The organism is Paenibacillus glucanolyticus, assembly GCF_037333485.1.
Lineage (GTDB): Bacteria > Bacillota > Bacilli > Paenibacillales > Paenibacillaceae > Paenibacillus_AQ > Paenibacillus_AQ glucanolyticus.
In genome coordinates this window covers 5,716,793-5,732,709 of record NZ_CP147845.1, presented here as the reverse complement: position 1 = coordinate 5,732,709, position 15,917 = coordinate 5,716,793, and the positions used below count along the sequence as shown (strand labels likewise).

At 50.9% G+C, this 15,917-nt stretch carries 13 protein-coding genes; 9 read left to right on the top strand and 4 right to left on the bottom strand.

Going from position 1 to position 15,917, the window contains the following annotated elements; translation table 11 throughout:
* The first annotated feature begins 501 nt into the window (after window positions 1–501).
* The 5 genes from WDY75_RS26570 to WDY75_RS26550 all read left to right on the top strand — a co-directional run bounded on the left by WDY75_RS26570 (window position 502) and on the right by WDY75_RS26550 (window position 7,136).
* Complete coding sequence (locus WDY75_RS26570; RefSeq protein WP_006208223.1) at window positions 502–2,334, top strand: sensor histidine kinase; 1,833 nt, start codon at window positions 502–504, stop codon at window positions 2,332–2,334.
* A complete protein-coding gene (locus WDY75_RS26565; RefSeq protein WP_063478571.1) occupies window positions 2,334–3,656 on the top strand; it encodes a response regulator in 1,323 nt (440 codons plus the stop codon). The genes WDY75_RS26570 and WDY75_RS26565 overlap by 1 nt, the downstream gene beginning before the upstream one ends.
* A 97-nt stretch (window positions 3,657–3,753) precedes the next feature.
* Window positions 3,754–4,689: a carbohydrate ABC transporter permease gene (locus tag WDY75_RS26560; protein ID WP_036638783.1), complete on the top strand. Its 936-nt coding sequence runs from the start codon at window positions 3,754–3,756 to the stop codon at window positions 4,687–4,689.
* Window position 4,690: 1 nt separating this feature from the next.
* Window positions 4,691–5,557 (top strand): carbohydrate ABC transporter permease, encoded by an 867-nt coding sequence (locus WDY75_RS26555; protein ID WP_063478572.1) that lies wholly within the window; start codon window positions 4,691–4,693, stop codon window positions 5,555–5,557.
* 130 nt (window positions 5,558–5,687) lie between these two features.
* Window positions 5,688–7,136 (top strand): ABC transporter substrate-binding protein, encoded by a 1,449-nt coding sequence (locus WDY75_RS26550; RefSeq protein WP_006208227.1) that lies wholly within the window; start codon window positions 5,688–5,690, stop codon window positions 7,134–7,136.
* A gap of 165 nt (window positions 7,137–7,301) precedes the next feature.
* Here the strand turns inward: WDY75_RS26550 and WDY75_RS26545 are convergent, their stop codons facing one another.
* From WDY75_RS26545 to WDY75_RS26535, 3 genes are all read right to left on the bottom strand, one after another.
* The gene (locus WDY75_RS26545) at window positions 7,302–8,174 is read right to left on the bottom strand and encodes an aminoglycoside 6-adenylyltransferase (RefSeq protein ID WP_063478573.1); all 873 of its coding nucleotides are present in this window, start codon (window positions 8,172–8,174) and stop codon (window positions 7,302–7,304) included.
* A gap of 171 nt (window positions 8,175–8,345) precedes the next feature.
* Entirely contained in the window at window positions 8,346–9,662 is a 1,317-nt protein-coding gene (locus WDY75_RS26540) for a glutamate-1-semialdehyde 2,1-aminomutase (protein WP_006208229.1), read from the bottom strand.
* Window positions 9,663–9,742: 80 nt separating this feature from the next.
* Entirely contained in the window at window positions 9,743–10,801 is a 1,059-nt protein-coding gene (locus WDY75_RS26535) for an LCP family protein (RefSeq protein ID WP_006208230.1), read from the bottom strand.
* Window positions 10,802–10,960: 159 nt separating this feature from the next.
* On the opposite strand from WDY75_RS26535, the gene bcp reads away from it, so the two are divergent.
* Window positions 10,961–11,416, top strand: coding sequence for a thioredoxin-dependent thiol peroxidase (gene bcp, locus WDY75_RS26530; protein ID WP_197477089.1), 456 nt, complete (start codon window positions 10,961–10,963; stop codon window positions 11,414–11,416).
* 99 nt (window positions 11,417–11,515) lie between these two features.
* On the opposite strand, the gene WDY75_RS26525 is transcribed toward bcp, so the two are convergent.
* Window positions 11,516–12,370: a pirin family protein gene (locus tag WDY75_RS26525; protein ID WP_063478575.1), complete on the bottom strand. Its 855-nt coding sequence runs from the start codon at window positions 12,368–12,370 to the stop codon at window positions 11,516–11,518.
* Between the two features lie 242 nt (window positions 12,371–12,612).
* Here WDY75_RS26525 and WDY75_RS26520 point away from each other — a divergent pair, with 242 nt between their 5' ends.
* From WDY75_RS26520 to WDY75_RS26510, 3 genes are all read left to right on the top strand, one after another.
* A complete protein-coding gene (locus WDY75_RS26520) occupies window positions 12,613–13,920 on the top strand; it encodes a polysaccharide deacetylase (RefSeq protein WP_063478576.1) in 1,308 nt (435 codons plus the stop codon).
* A 271-nt stretch (window positions 13,921–14,191) separates the two neighbouring features.
* A complete protein-coding gene (locus WDY75_RS26515; protein WP_006208234.1) occupies window positions 14,192–14,662 on the top strand; it encodes a DUF1641 domain-containing protein in 471 nt (156 codons plus the stop codon).
* Between the two features lie 32 nt (window positions 14,663–14,694).
* Window positions 14,695–15,870 (top strand): NAD(P)/FAD-dependent oxidoreductase, encoded by a 1,176-nt coding sequence (locus WDY75_RS26510; protein ID WP_006208235.1) that lies wholly within the window; start codon window positions 14,695–14,697, stop codon window positions 15,868–15,870.
* Window positions 15,871–15,917: the final 47 nt, after the last annotated feature.

Genomic DNA, 15,917 nt, shown 5'->3' with positions numbered 1-15,917 from the left:
ACGGTCTCCTTAGGCGAAGTCGCCCATATTCGGAGTCCCGCGCGATGCCTGCGCGATGGTAAAATGTTCTCCGAGAAAGGGGGGAAGATCATCGTCCGTATGATGGATCGCTTGAATGCCGGGTTCTTGTCACTCGACAATGAAACGTCGCACAATGGTTTTAACTCCACATTCTCCTAAACGTATTCGATCTGTTGATAGACACAATGGATTTTCCCTTTTGCATCGAATCGAGTTGCAAAGTTCCAAGTAAATATCCGTTACAAAAGCCTCCATTCCGTCCGCTCGGACCCGTATGGGGGCATTTTGAATTTTGTCCCCCCGAAGCCACGCCCCCTGCAAACCCCGACGAGCTAGCAGGAAATTACATGCCCCGAGGCTAATACTTCCAGTTGAGACTTCGTATCTCATCGTAAAAATACGCATCATTTCCGTAGGAATGACTACGCTGGTTCCATTTGATTGTTGATATGCTTGAAAAAGCCGGAGGTGCAAGGGCAGATGAAGAACCGCTTCAAAAATCCGCTAAGCCGCATGAATATTAAACAGCAGATGATTCTGCTGTTCCTGGTGCTGGTCATCCCGTTGTTTGCACTCAACGCCTACGGGAATTCCATGGCTGGTCAAATTCTGAAGCGCCATGTGACCAATGCCTATATCGAGCTGAACAAACAGAATTTCAAGCTCATCAACCGGGACATTGAAACCGTTAACAAAGTAACCTCTACAGTCATTCAGAACTCGCAGATCCAGCAGCTCGGCACCTTTTCCGAGGGGAGTGTTCTGGAGCGGGTGAAGAACTATGAACGCCTTGAAAAGATGCTGTTTTCCTTCTCCCAGGAGACGGATGAGCGCGAACCGGTTTATTACTCTCTCTATGTGTATGACCCCGACAACAGTTACTTTTTTGCTCCTTATTACCCCGAACGCAGAAAAGCAGGCGTGTATTTCTTCTCGGACGAGAATGAGAAGCCGGCTTGGTTTGATGAAGCCGTGGCGATGAAGGGCAACGGATATTTGCGGCGCATGGAGCATCTGTCACCCCCGGTGCAAGGGCGCAAGGATCAAGAGACCCTAAGCTACGTGCGGGCCGTCAACAATATTTATCAGGGCGGAACCATCGGCGTTCTGGTTGTTACCAATCTGGATGCGCGGATCGGAGAGTCCTTATCAACGGTATCCATACCGGACGGGGAGCTCTATTTGACGGACTGGAACAACAATATTTTGACTTCATCGGTAAAAGGCTTGGCGGGGACGCTTGAGCTGCCGCCCGAGGTTGATCCGGGCAGCTCTACCATGGGCGTCATGGACGTTATTACCTCGGATTTCATCTACGTCATCGATTATAACTATATGCTTCAGCAGAAGCTGGTCTATAAGGTTCCTGTCAAAACGCTGCTCGCCCAGCAAAGCGAGATGAAGCGGGTCATCCAGGTCATCTCCATCGCTTATTTTGTTGTGGGCCTAATCATCGTCTTTTATTTCTGGCAGTCGTTGATGACACCGCTCCAGAAGCTGGCCCATTTTGTACGGCGCTATGAACCGGGGAACATTGTGCCGGAAACCCCGTATCGGCGCAGAAAGGATGAGGTCAGTGTCCTGATCTCCACGATTTATGACATGGCCCGCCGATTGAATGATCTGATCCATTACAAATACCGTATGGATTTGAAGCAGAAGGAGGCGCAATTGCAGCTTCTCTACCAGCAGATAAATCCTCATCTGCTGTACAACACGCTGGAGAGCATTTACTGGAAGAGCACGATGGAAGGGAATACGGAGTCTGCCGAAATGATCAAGGATCTGTCCAAATTGATGAAGATCAGTCTCAGCAGAGGCCGGGATCTCATTACGCTTGGGGAAGAGCTTGAGCATGCGGGGGCTTATATTAATCTCCAGCTGAATCGTTATGATTACCAGTTCGCGGTCCACTGGGAGGTTCCGGAGGATTTGCTGGTGAATCATGTGCCGAAGATTACGCTGCAGCCGCTGCTGGAGAATGCCATTATTCACGGCATTAAAAATATGGGCGAGGACGGAATCATCCGCATATCCGGTCATCTGGAGGATGGACACTGCCGGATTGTCATCGAGGACAACGGCTATCGTCCGGTCAATTACGAATCCATCCGCAGGCTGCTGTATGATGAAGCCCCGGATCATTCGCTGGGCTATGGCATCCGCAATATCCATGAGCGGATTCAGCTGCATTATGGAAGTGGATACGGACTGCAATATGAACCAAGAGATGAAGGGGGGACCCGGGTGACCATTACGATCCCCCGGATGGAAGCAACAACCATTACCTTAAACGAACAGGAGGTCTCCTGATGTACAACATTTTGGTGGTAGACGACGAACCGTTGATATGCAAAGGCTTAGCGGGACTGCTAACGTCTTCGGGGCTTGCCATAGACGACATTGCAACGGCCTATAGCGGGCAGGAGGCGCTGGATTACATACGAATGGGAGATATTGATCTACTGGTCACCGATATCCAGATGGGTGAGATGAACGGCATCGAGCTGATGCAGCAGGCCAAGATTGTGAAGCCATGGGTCCAGACCATCATTATTTCAGCCCATGAAACGTTCCAATACGCGCAGCGGGCGCTCCAGCTCGGGGCAAGGGATTATTTGATCAAACCGCTGAACAGCGAGCAGTTTCTGGATTCGGTTCGCAGTGTACTGCTGAAGCTGGATAAACCTGCACCTCAGGTAGAGCAGTTTCTCATGGCGGACAATGAGCATTTTCGGATGGATGAGCCTCCGTCCGGGAGAACGGAGCGGCTGAATCAGCGGCTTGCAACCGAGCCGGAGCAGTCAGAGTTAGCCGATCTGCACGACGAGTCGGAGCTCGGCTTGATCGGTCCTTATTTTGCCGTCATCAAGATGAAGCTTGCCCTGAAGCAAGGCACCGAATCTTCTTTTTCCTCACAAGACATACGCCTGATTCAATACGCAACGCTGAATATTGCCAAAGAGCTGCTGGAGCAGGAGCCGCACACCCTGGCGTTCTACTCGCCGGAGCGGGATATCAACATCATCCTTCAATGGAACGAACAGGAAATGGAGGAGAATGCGGGCGGAAAGATCCATCATCTGGAGATGATTGGCCGGAGCCTGCACCACCACGTGGAGCAGCACCTGAAGCAGAGCTGTACCGTGGGAATAAGCCAAATCCTGAGGGGGACCGAATTTTTGAGCGTGCTCAGCCGTCAGGCGGATAAGGCGATGCTGTGGAGTCAGCAGCTGCATGATTTTCATGTGTTTTATTACGGGGACTTCAATTGGCACAACTATGCCCATGAAACGTCGCAGGAGGTGCTTTCGAGCCAGAGCAACCGGATCGTTGAGAATACCAGGCAGTACATCGAGGATCATTACCGTCAGAAGGGACTTACGATACATGAGGTGGCCAAGAACAATCACGTGAGCCCGAACTACTTAAGTTATCTGTTCAAAAAATATACCGGCAGCAGCCTATGGGAGTATGTGGTCAAGCTTCGGATGGAAGAGAGCAGGTCTCTGATCCTGAACACGGATCTTCGCCGGTACGAGATTGCCGAGCGGGTCGGCTATGAGTCCCCGGAGCATTTTAGCAAAATCTTCAAAAAGTACTTCGGCGTCAGCCCGAGTGAGTTAAAGAAGTAAGAACGGTCATACTTCACATAGTTTTAGACATGTTCGAAGGCTCCCCTGCTTTTTTAAAATAAAAGCTAGACATTAAATAAAGGAATGAGGGAGTCTGATGGAAGAAACGGTCATGTCACAAGGCCAGGCTCTGACGGAGCCCGGTCATCGTACCCGGCAGGAGCACAAGCGAAAGCCGCTGTGGAGGAAGTATTTATGGGGGTATTTATTCCTCGTTCCGGCTATTGCGATCTTTATCGTGTTTTTATGGGTGCCGATATTTAAAGGGATCTTTTACAGCTTTTTTCATATCGATTTTGTCAAAGGAAACACCTTCGTCGGGTTGGATAATTACGCCAACGTTCTGAGTAATCCCGACCTGCTGCTTTCCGTTCGTAATACACTCTATTTCATGCTGTTAACGTTTGTGATCGGCTTCTGGGTGCCGATAGCGGCTTCCATTGCCATCTCGGAGCTGAAGCTGTTCCAGGGCTTCGCCCGGATCGCGGCTTATCTTCCGTTTGTTGTACCCGGTGTCGTGCTCTACGGCATGTGGAGATGGATGTATGATCCGGTAGGTCCGATCAATGCCTTGTTTGGCTTCTTCGGGGCAGAGCCGGTATCGTTTATATCGGATAGCCGCTTCTCGATGGTGGCACTGGTCGTGATGGAAACGTGGCAGCAATTCGGCTCGGCAATGCTGATCTATCTGGCGGGGGTGCTCAGCATACCTAAAGATTGGTATGAAGCCGCCGAAATCGACGGTGCGGGCGTATGGGCCCGGATCAAATATATTACGCTTCCCTCGATGCGCAATCTGATTATACTCATGCTGATTCTGCAGCTGATCGGTACTTCACAGGCGTATCAATCGCAGCTCGCGATGCTGGACGGTGGTCCGAACAAGGCCACGCTCACCTATGCTCTCCTCACCGTAAAATATGCGTTTAACCAGCTGGATTACGGGGCGGGAACCGCAATGGGCGTCTTGATGTTCCTCGTGCTGAGCATACTTGGCATCCTGCAATTCAAGATGAACAGGGAGGAGTACTAGGATGAAAGAGAGAGGCATATTATCGACTTCGGATTTGAGAAAACCCTTGAATCAAGTGGTTTACGGCTTTATGGTGCTGTGTATTGCGGCAATGGCTTTTACGATGCTGTATCCGATCGGCATGACGATGTTCAACGGCCTGAAGAGCAACCAGGAGATCAACACGTTTCCTCCGCGATTTTTCCCTTCGGAGTGGCATTGGGATAACTTCCCGAAGGGGTGGGATTACATTGATCTGCCGATGTTTCTCAAGAATACGCTGTTTATTTTTGGCGGTAATTTGCTGGTGACCATTCTGGTATTGGGCCTTGCGGCATTCAGCATTTCGCGCATTAAAGTTCCGTATCACCGGGCGATTTATTTCTTCATTCTCATGACCTTGTTTATACCGGCATCGAGTTATATGATTCCGAATTTCGTCAATTTGAAGGAGCTGGGGCTGCTGAATTCCTACTGGGCGTTCTGGCTGCCGGCAGGGGCGAACGCTTACTTCTTCCTGTTGATCAAAAACTTCTTCGATGGGATTCATCCCGAGATATTCGAGGCGGCGCGCATCGACGGCGCTTCGGAGATCAGCAGCTTTCTGCGTATCGCGATTCCGCTGTCGGTCCCGATTTTTGCAACGCTTGCGATTTTTATTTTCTCGACTGCGTGGAATGATTGGTTCTGGCCGTCCCTTGTGATGCAGACACAGGACAAATACACACTGGCAACAGCCATCTACAAGTATGTGATCAATGCACGGAACCTGGACAGCAGCATTAAATTCACAATCCTGTTCATGGTGATGGTGCCGCCTATCTTTGTGTTTCTGCTGTTCCAGAATTTTATCATGCGCAGCGTCAGCCTCTCGGCCGTCAAAGGGTAGAAATAGCGTTTGCATGATCGTAGGCCTGCACATGATCGTCATATGAATGCACATCGTTCTTTCAGCGTTCCGCTTTTATGATGGAGATAGGAAAGAACATATTATTTCAATAAGGAAAAGGGGAGTATCCATGCGCAAGTTCTCAGCACTACTGATTTGCCTTATGCTGTTCAGCTCCTTGCTTGCAGCGTGCGGCGGCGGCAAAGCAGCTCCGGAGGTCACCAGTAAAGAGGGAGGGACCACCAATACAGGGGGGACAACCACGACACAGAATGAAGAGCCGAAAGAGGATGTCGCGGATAAAAAAGTAACGATCAAGATTCACTATCCGCTGCCGGACGATACCACACTGCGTCAGCAGGAGGATGATAAAATCGCGCGTTTCCAGGCGAAGTATCCAAACGTGACGATTGTGAAGGATGACTGGCAGTACAGCGTCAATGAAATTGGGGTAAAGATGGCTTCGAACGAAGCACCGACATTTTATAACACCTGGGCTACAGAGGCGCAGCTGCTCGTGGAGCGGGGCTGGGTAGCCGACATTACGGAGTTCTGGAACAACTGGGAGTACAAGGACGACATGAACCCTGTGCTGCAGGAGCAATTTATCGTAGACGGCAAGGTGTACGGCGTTACGCAGAACGGATACATCACGTCAACCATCGTGAACAAGAAACTGCTGGACGCGAAGGGAGTAGCATTGCCGCCGATGGATTGGACGTGGGACGATATGTACAACACGGCGAAGGGTGCCGCTGATCCGAAGGCAGGTATATCCGGTATTGCGCCAATGGGCAAAGGCAATGAGGCAGGCTGGAACTGGACCAACTTCCTGTTCGAAGCCGGCGGGGATATCGAAGTGAACGAGGACGGTAAAGTGAAGGCCGTGTTTAATTCGGAAGCCGGCGTGAAGGCACTGGATTTCTACAAGAAACTGAGATGGGAAGGAAATGCCATTCCCCAGGACTGGGCTCTCGGTTGGGGCGATGCTGTCAGTTCGTTCCAGCAAGGACGTACGGCTATGGTCATTGCAGGTGCATTTGACGTGATCCAGCCTGCGTTGAATGAAGGCGGCATGAAGCCTGAGGATGTGATCGCTTATCCAATGCCAGCTATGGAGAAGGGCGGAGCACATCACGGGATTCTGGGCGGTAACTACCTGGTTATCAACCCGAACGCCACGAAGGATGAGCAGGAAATGGCATTCCGTTACATTACGTTTGATTATTTTACGGATGATGCTCTGAAATCAGTGGAGGATACAATCAATGCCCGCAAAGCCGAGGGCAAATACTTCGTTCCGACACCGCTTGAATATTTCAGCGATGATTCGGAGTACGCAGCCAAGGTAAAAGCGATTTACGATAAATACGACAACGTGTACAAATATGATCCACAGCTCTTTAGCCTGCTGGAAGGCAAGCCGGAAGCGCAGTTTGGCACGCAGGACTATTATGCCGCGATGTCCAATGTCGTACAGGAATCGTTCTCGAAGGAAGGCACGGACTCCAAGAAGCAGCTGGACGATACGGCCAAGTTAGTACAGGAGAACTTCTTCGACAAAATCGAGCAGAAATAGGAGAGAGACCGGCGATGGTCGGCCTATCTTTAAAGAGAAATACGAACAACCCGCTCAAGGAATTCCTTGAGCGGGTTGTTCGGTTTCCAGGGGGCAAACATCGGTAGCATTTCCGTGTGGCAGGGTCACAACAGCCTGCGACAGTTTCCGCTGCTTCAATCAGAATCAGTAGATTTCGCGTGCATCCGCCGGCAGCTGCCGGACATGCCGCAGGAAGGCGCTCACGCGCTGATCCTGCCCCATGTCATAGTCAAAGCCAAGCTGCTTAGCGACATCCAGCGCGGTTCTGCGGAACAGCGCTCCCATCGTAAACAGCGCCTCCCATACCTCTTCGTAGGTTCCGCGAGGGTAGGTGGACATCAGCTCATTCCAGCTGTCCGCAGACAGGTGCTTGTTCAAGTACTTGCCGTTCTTGCCTACGCTGAGTGAGAAATCGGTCTGGGTTCCTACCTGCCACTCCAGCATTTTCATCAGCATCGGCCGCATGATGTTGTGAAGATGATCCTGGGCATACAGGATTTCTGCCCGCCACAAGCCCTTGGCGACATACGTGGATACCCACCAGAACTCGTTGCAGCAATCCTCGAAAAAGGCTGCTGACGGACGCTGTACCCAGAAATCCTCGTCGGAAGGAGCAGGAATCTTGGGAAAGATTTGATCTTTATCCATTAAGATCTGGATCAGTTTGTCTTCCTTGCAGTATTTCTCCTTCTCCTCGATGGGAATCAGGGTCATGTCAATCCGGTTGCCGTCGGTAAATAACATCAGGTACGAGAACCAGCCTCCCAGATCAGGGGGAAACATAGCCATGTCTTCCGGCGTCTGCAGAATTATCCGTTCCCCGAAAACACCGATCCAATTCGGATCTTGAATGAAGCTGTCCATGTCCGTTACATGAAAGCTGATATCATAATCCTGAAATATATCCTTGGGCACATTCGGATTCGTTCTGGATCCTTCCAGGGTCACGGCCCGAACCCGTTCGTCACGGGCTGCATAGCCCAGTACCAAATCAATCATCTCTTGTTCGCTTCTCATGTTATCCATGCCTCCGTATTCATATTTTTAGAGCAGCTTTATTCGAATCGGACAGGCAGGAGGTCCACGAATTCGGACCGTAGAAGCACCGCATGGATAGGAAGCCTGTTATAACTTGTTTAGGTGTTTTTTCATGGGCGTACCTCCTTGCGTCTTTTTGGATATATAGGATTAATTCTTCATGGCCTTAAATGATTCCTCCGCAGCAACCAGCGTGGCCTCGATGTCCGTATCCGTATGGGCCGTTGTCATAAACCAGGCCTCGTATTTGGAAGGAGCCAGGTTCACGCCGCGGTCCAGCATGTGGCGGAAGAAGGCAGCGAACGCTTCGCCGTCGGTGTCTTGCGCTTCATCATAGTTCGTAACCGGATGATCGCAGAAGTGGGTGGAGAAGGAGCCGCGGATCCGGTTGATGGTCAGCGGAATGCCGTAGCGGTCCGCGGAAGCCTGCAAGCCTTCCGTCAGCTTGATTGTCAATCGTTCCATTTCCTCGTAAACCCCATCACCCTGCAGAACCTCCAGACAGGCGATTCCGGCTGCGATGGAAGCGGGGTTGCCCGCCATGGTTCCAGCCTGATAAGCAGGGCCCAGCGGAGCGACCTGCTCCATCACGTGCTTGCGGCCGCCATACGCGCCGATCGGCAGCCCGCCGCCGATGATTTTGCCAAGTGCTGTAAGGTCGGGCTGTATAGCCTCGTGGTTAGCCAGGCCCGCGTAGGTTTGGCTGGAGCCGTAGTGGAAGCGGAAGGCGCTGATGACCTCGTCATAGATGACAAGGGAACCATTATCGTGAGTCATCTGGCATAACCCCTCCAGGAATCCCGGCTTCGGCATGACCATGCCGAAGTTGCCGACAATCGGTTCCACCATGACGGCAGCAACATCATCGCCCCATCGGTCCAGGGCAGCGCGCAGGCCTTCCAGATCATTGAACGGAACCGTAATCACTTCCGAAGCGATGCTGCTCGGAATTCCGGCACTGTCTGGGATTCCGAGCGTGGACGGACCTGAACCTGCGGCTACAAGGACAAGATCCGAATGGCCGTGGTAGCAGCCCGCAAACTTGATGATTTTGTTGCGCTTGGTATATGCTCGGGCTACACGGATCGTGGTCATGACAGCCTCGGTGCCGGAGTTGACAAAACGTACCTTGTCCATGGAGGGGATGGCTTCCTTCAGCATTTTAGCCAAGGTAATCTCAAGCTCGGTCGGTGTACCGTATAAAGTGCCATTTTGGGCAGCGGCTGTAATGGCGGCTGTAATATGCGGATGGGCATGTCCCGTTATGATCGGGCCGTAAGCCGCCAGATAATCAATATAGCGGTTGCCGTCCACGTCCCAGAAGTGGGCTCCGTTTGCGCGCTTCATGAAGACAGGGGCACCGCCTCCCACGGCTTTGAACGATCGGGAGGGACTGTTCACGCCTCCAACGATATGCTGGAGTGCTTCTTGATACAGGGTTTCTGAATGGTTTCTGGATGTGGACATTAGACTAAAACTTCCTTTCTTCATGAATCAGGACAGGTTGCTGAATGAAGTAGCGACCTGTCCTGATGCGGTATAGGGTGTTAATTGCGGTCTGTTGTTGTGGATGGAGTAGCGATGCTGTCGGAAGAACTGCTGGCAGGATCACTTTCCGTGCTCTCGCTGCCCTCGGTCTCTGGATCAGGCACCGGCGGATTCATGATATCCTGGATATACTGCTTCAGCGTATCCGGATTGCCAACGGTTAAGACGGCTGCGCCTCCAATGGTTTCTTCTTTCAGAAGTTTCATCGGAGGAACCTGCTCACTGCCGCTCATTTTGCTCTTATAGGCGACATTGGCGAGTTTCCACATATCCTCGACATCGAGGTTGGTATCAATATACGGGCTGACGGATTTCAGAATCTCCGGCAGCTTCATGATTGATGTGGTGGTCTGCATTTTCTTGGCTACGGCCTTCAGGAGCTCGCGCTGACGCTCGGTTCGAGTGAAGTCGCCCATCGCATCATAGCGGAAGCGGACGTATTGCAGCGCCGCATTACCATCAAGATGCTGCATGCCTTCTTTAAGTTCAATGTCGTATTCATTTTTATCTGCTTTACTGGAATAATTCATGTCCTTCTCAACATAGAAATCAACGCCGCCGACGGAATCAACCAACTTCATAAAACCTTGAAAATCCGTATAGACATAGTATTGAACCGGGATACCAAGCAAATCGCCTACGGCCTTCATCGCCGTATTCGGACCGTGCGTAATTGCCGTATTGATCCGGTTTCGATCATATCCAGGTATTTCTACGTAAGTATCGCGCAAAATAGAGAATAAGTGCATTTTCTTGGCTACGGGATCAATTGAGGCAACAAGCATACTGTCGGAGCGAGGGATTTCACCTTCCTCAAATCCGCGGGCATCGACACCCATGAGCAAAATGTTAACGGTCTCCGTTCCTTCCCACTCCGGTGGGGCAGGGGCTTTGGCATCCACTTTTTCAAGTTCCCGGAAAGGGGAGGATTCGCCTGATTTTTGAAGACTGTGCAAGCCGTCGTAGAATGAAACTGCATAATAAATGCCGTAGCCAATGACAGCTGCGAGCACGATGCTTACACTCCATATAATCGTCTTCTTTGTTTTTTTGGTCATTGTGTTCTTCCTTTCGGATTACGCTGATGAATAAATTCGATAGAACATTTGAATATTCGACATTCATTCTATTATAATTTTTTTCGAAAAGACAATCAATTTTACGGGCCATAAGGTCCGTACAGCAGGAGTTGAAGCCTTATCGTAGATCAAACGCAATTGACAATCGGAAGCCAGGTGCCGGACTTTTCACTTCCGGCTTCGAATGGGGAGAAGGTATCTTTAAGCGATTTTCGTGGACGCAAAGTCGTGCTGTTCTTTTATCCGAAAGATATGACGCCGACCTGTACCGAGGAGGCTTGCAGCTTCCGTGACCATTATGGTGCCTTGAAAGAGGCGGGTGCGGTCGTAATCGGAATCAGCCCGGATCCGCTGAAATCTCATGCCAAATTTATGGATAAGCATAGCCTGCCCTATTTGCTTCTGTCTGATGAGGAGCATAAGGTAAGCGAGATGTTTGGCGTCTGGCAGATGAAGAAGATGTTCGGCCGTGAGTATATGGGCATTATACGCTCCACCTTTTTGATTGATGAGAACGGGAAGATGACAGGGGAGTGGCGGAAGGTTAAAGTAAAAGGTCATGTCGAATCGGTTCTCACAGCCGTGCTGTCATAAGCTATATGAAGAACGGTCCCTCAGCATGCCTGGACAGGCATAATAAGGGACCGTTCTTTTGAGAAAATAGGACCGGAGGAATAGACCGGGTGGGAGGGATCAATGCTTCAAGAACGTACCCATCCGGTATTCGCGGAACGCTTCATTCACTTCTTCTTCCGTATTCATGACAAAGGGGCCGCGTGCGGCCACGGGTTCCTTCAAGGGTTCGCCTGCATACAGCACGAAGCGGAGGGGCTCCACAGCCGTTGCCTGGATTTCACTTGGCATTCCATCAATTCCGGCACCCAGCCACAGCACCTGATTCTGGGAGGCAGTCACACCTTGGCTTCCGAAGGTTCCGCTGCCCTCAAGGATATAGATGAAGCCGTTGTAGCTGCCGGGCAGGTCCTGCGCTATGGAAGCGCCAGGCTCAAGGATGGCCTCAACCATCGTAACCGGAACATGGTTTTTAGTCCCGGATACCACATGGCCGGATGAACCGGAAAAGACCCGTGCGATCGCACCCTCCTCTTGTCTGACCGGCATCTCCGCCCCCTTCAGGTTTTGGTAGCGAGGGGAGGTCATTTTCCGGTCACGGGGCAAATTGACCCAGAGCTGCAGGACATGAGCCGTTACGCCCTCGGAAGGGACTTCGTTGTGGATGACGCCGCTGCCGGCAGTCATCCACTGCACATCACCGGGCCCAAGCACCCCGCGTTGTTCGGAGACGCTGTCATAATGCTCGAGGGTTCCGTCGATTACAAAAGTAACGGTTTCAATTCCCCGATGGGGATGGTCGTCGAATGAACCGGCTTGGAATTTGTCTTCCATCATGCCGAGAAACGGGTCGGATTGGGCCCAGTTACCGAATTCAATAACGGGTCCAGCGGCATGGATGGGGCTGTTGCGCCGGAGAACGACGTCTCTGACCTCTGCAATATCGCGTTTGAATACCGTTGAGTTGTTGTCCATAGCTTCTATCATCCCTTCTCATCTCGAAATAGGCCAAGAATCAATCCAAATCTGTATAACGAAGCTTCTTATAATAATGGAATTAAGATAACGCTAGCGAAGAACTCAAATTCAGTTTACTAGTAATCTGAATTAAAATCAAGTTCGCAAGAAAATATCAGATTCTAGTCTTTTTTCAAATATCGCCCCATATAATCTATCAGGAAACCGAACTCATAGAAACGATGGAGGTAGAGTTGATAATGAAAAACATGGTGCGGGTAACATCAATTGCAGTATTCTTCGGCGTATTGGCTGTTCTGATCATGATCGGTACGGGATTGGACTTCCAGCGGCCGATGGAGATATATGTAGAACAGGCTCCTCTGGCGACAGTACCCCTGGCAGTGCCTCAGCAGGCTGCACAGATGAAGGGGAAAGAGGTAAGCAAGCCCATCGTCATTACGGCAGACAAGGACAAACCCGCTGTGAACGCCGCACCTGTTTCATATAAAAAACCAACGGATAAAACGGTTTATCTCACTTTTGATGACGGGCCATCGGATTTAACGCTTGAGGTGCTTGATATATTGAAGCGAGAAGGAATTAAAGGCACTTTTTTTGTACTGGGCAAAGAAGCCGAGACCCGTCCGGAGATTATCAATCGCATCTATGAAGAAGGCCATACCATCGGGAATCATACATATGATCATCGTTACGACCAGCTCTACGGGCGTTTTCAGGATTTCTGGGGGCAGATTAAGAAGACGGAGGAAGTCATCCGCTTGATTACGGGGGAGCGGCCGCAGTTGGTGCGAGCACCAGGGGGCACGGCAGGTCATTTTGACGAAGCCTATTTTCAATTGATGAAGCAGGGTGGCTATCATGTATTCGATTGGAATGTTGACAGTGGCGATTCCAAGTATAAAGGGGTCCCGGTTAAGGACATCGTAAAAGGGGCAACCACAAAAGTTAAGGGCAATGAGGCGATTGTGCTTCTTCATGATGGTAAAGGGCATGGCGAAAGCGTGAAGGCTCTGCCGGACATTATTTCTTATTATAAAAAGCAGGGGTACGCCTTTGAAGTGCTTTCGACAAAAACGCAGCCTGTTCAATTTACCGCACAGAAGGCGGCCCGAAAGGCTTCGCAGCCTTCGAAGCAGTGGATCACACAGGAAGTTGTTGCCAATTCCGCACTCTTTGAATCTGGAAGGACGCTCGCCGTGGAATTCGGCGGACTTGAAACCGCGTTTGCGGCAGGTGAATACAAGTTGGTGGACGGCCGGCTGATGGTTCCGCTGCGCTCCCTGGTGGAGCGGCTTGGCGGAAGCGTGTCCTGGAAGTCTCATAACAAAACCGTGCAGGTGAAGCTTGGAGGGAATCGCTGGGATGCGGACCCGGTGGGGGGCTTGCTGTTATCCCATCAAACAGGTGGCAAACCTGTGTCATCGGATGTGCATCTGATCGGCGGCACGGCTTGGATTCCGATTCGGGACGCGCTTGACTTTTCCGGCCACCCTGTTACAAGAGTGACATATGAAGAAAGCGAATATCGCGTTCTAACTTTGTAGTCGAAATTTGTATTTTATGTTTGTAATTATGCTGCACAAGTTATAGACTAGTACTTAGAGATATTTATCACAATCCCTAAGAATGTTTCAGAATAAAGGAGGGGGAAGCTTCCCCCTGCTTTATTTTTGGCGATAGATGAGTCACCCATAAGTTCGCACTTTTGTAAGTGATGCATAATAGATACCGGTTATCCCAAAATTAAACCTAGCCGGTTCGATCGTCGCCAAGTTCATCTTGGGAATTTACTTAAAGAAAAGGAGGCAATTCTTTATGACAGAAACATCTTCTCCACAACCGTCCGAAACTCCGGAAAATGTTGTAGGAAACCAAGAAGCTGCGGCGTCCAGCCGTCCTGATGTGCTGCTCGAACAACTGCTCAAGCCCGAGGTTCAGGAATCCCTTACAACTCTCGTGGACAATCTTCCTAAACTTACGGAAATGCTGTCCGTCATGACTAAAGCGTATGATTTCGGTAAATCCGTAGCTACGGATCCCGTGCTTGCGGAAGACACTATGGCTTCCCTCAGCGGATTCGCGAAGCCGGTAACGACAGCAGCAAAAAGCGTTGCATCTGCAGCTATCGAAGCCGGGGACCGTGTCCACGCTCAAGGCGACCAAGCTCAGATCGGTGTATTTGGTCTGATGAAAATGCTGAAAGATCCTCAGGTTCAAAAGGGTCTTCGCTATGCTCAGGCCTTTTTGGACGTTCTTAACGAGCGCGACCAACAAAACAAGCGTTAATCCATAAATCATACGAAGAACGGAGGATGGTCATGTCTAAACATATTTTAATTTTGGGCGGAGGCTACGGCGGCTTGCTTAGTGCACTTTCTGCACGCGAGCATTTCGGCGCATCTGCAAAAATCACGCTGATTAACCGTTTCCCAACCCATCAGATCATTACGGAATTGCACCGCCTGGCAGCAGGCAACATCGCAGAGAAAGCAGTAGCTTTGCCGCTGGATAAGCTTCTGCGCGGCGCGAACGTTGACCTGCGCATCGGCAATGTTAAGGAAATCAAGCCGGATGAGCGTTCGGTTTCCCTCGATGACGGCGGCAGCTTCACATATGATGCCCTGGTTATCGCTCTGGGCAGTGAAACTGCATTTTTCGGTATCCCGGGACTTCAAGAGAACAGCTTCATTCTGAAGTCTGTTAACGATGCAAACCGTCTGCGTGCTCACGTTGAGTCCCGCATTGCGGAATACAGCAAAACGAAAAACAAAGCGGACGCTACCATCGTGGTTGGCGGCGGCGGTTTGACCGGCGTTGAGCTTGTTGGTGAATATGCCGATATGAGAAGCGAGCTGGCTCGCAAATACGGTATCGATCCACAGGAAATCACGCTCTATTGTGTTGAAGCTGCTCCTTCCATTCTGCCGGGCTTCCCTGCTGAATTGGTTGACCGTGCGACAACAAGCCTGCAAAAACGCGGCGTGAACTTCCTGACTGGATTGCCTATTACCAAAATGGACGGCACCACCGTTGAGCTGAAAGATGGAAGCACCATCGAAACCAGCACATTGGTATGGACAGGCGGCGTACAAGGCAACAGCGTTGTCGCTAACTGCGGAATCGAAGTGAACCGCGGACGTGCGGTTGTGAACGAATTCCTGCAATCCGCTTCCCACCCTGACGTATATGTTGCTGGCGACAGCGCGGTTGTTATGGGACCGGAAGGTCGTCCGTTCCCGCCGACAGCACAGCTGGCATGGCAAATGGGCGAGCTGATCGGATACAACATGTTCGCTCAATTGAACGGCGGCGCACCAGCTTCCTTCGCACCGGTATTCTCCGGTACGCTGGGCAGCTTGGGACGTAAAGATGCCATCGGTACGATCGGCGCGAACAAGACCCAATTGAAAGGTCTGCCTGCAACCTTGATGAAGGAAGCGAGTAACATGCGTTACCTGTCCCACATCAACGGTTTGTTCACACTGGCTTACTAAGCCAAAGGGCGGCATTATACGAATACAAAGAGATGGACCCGGAGTTA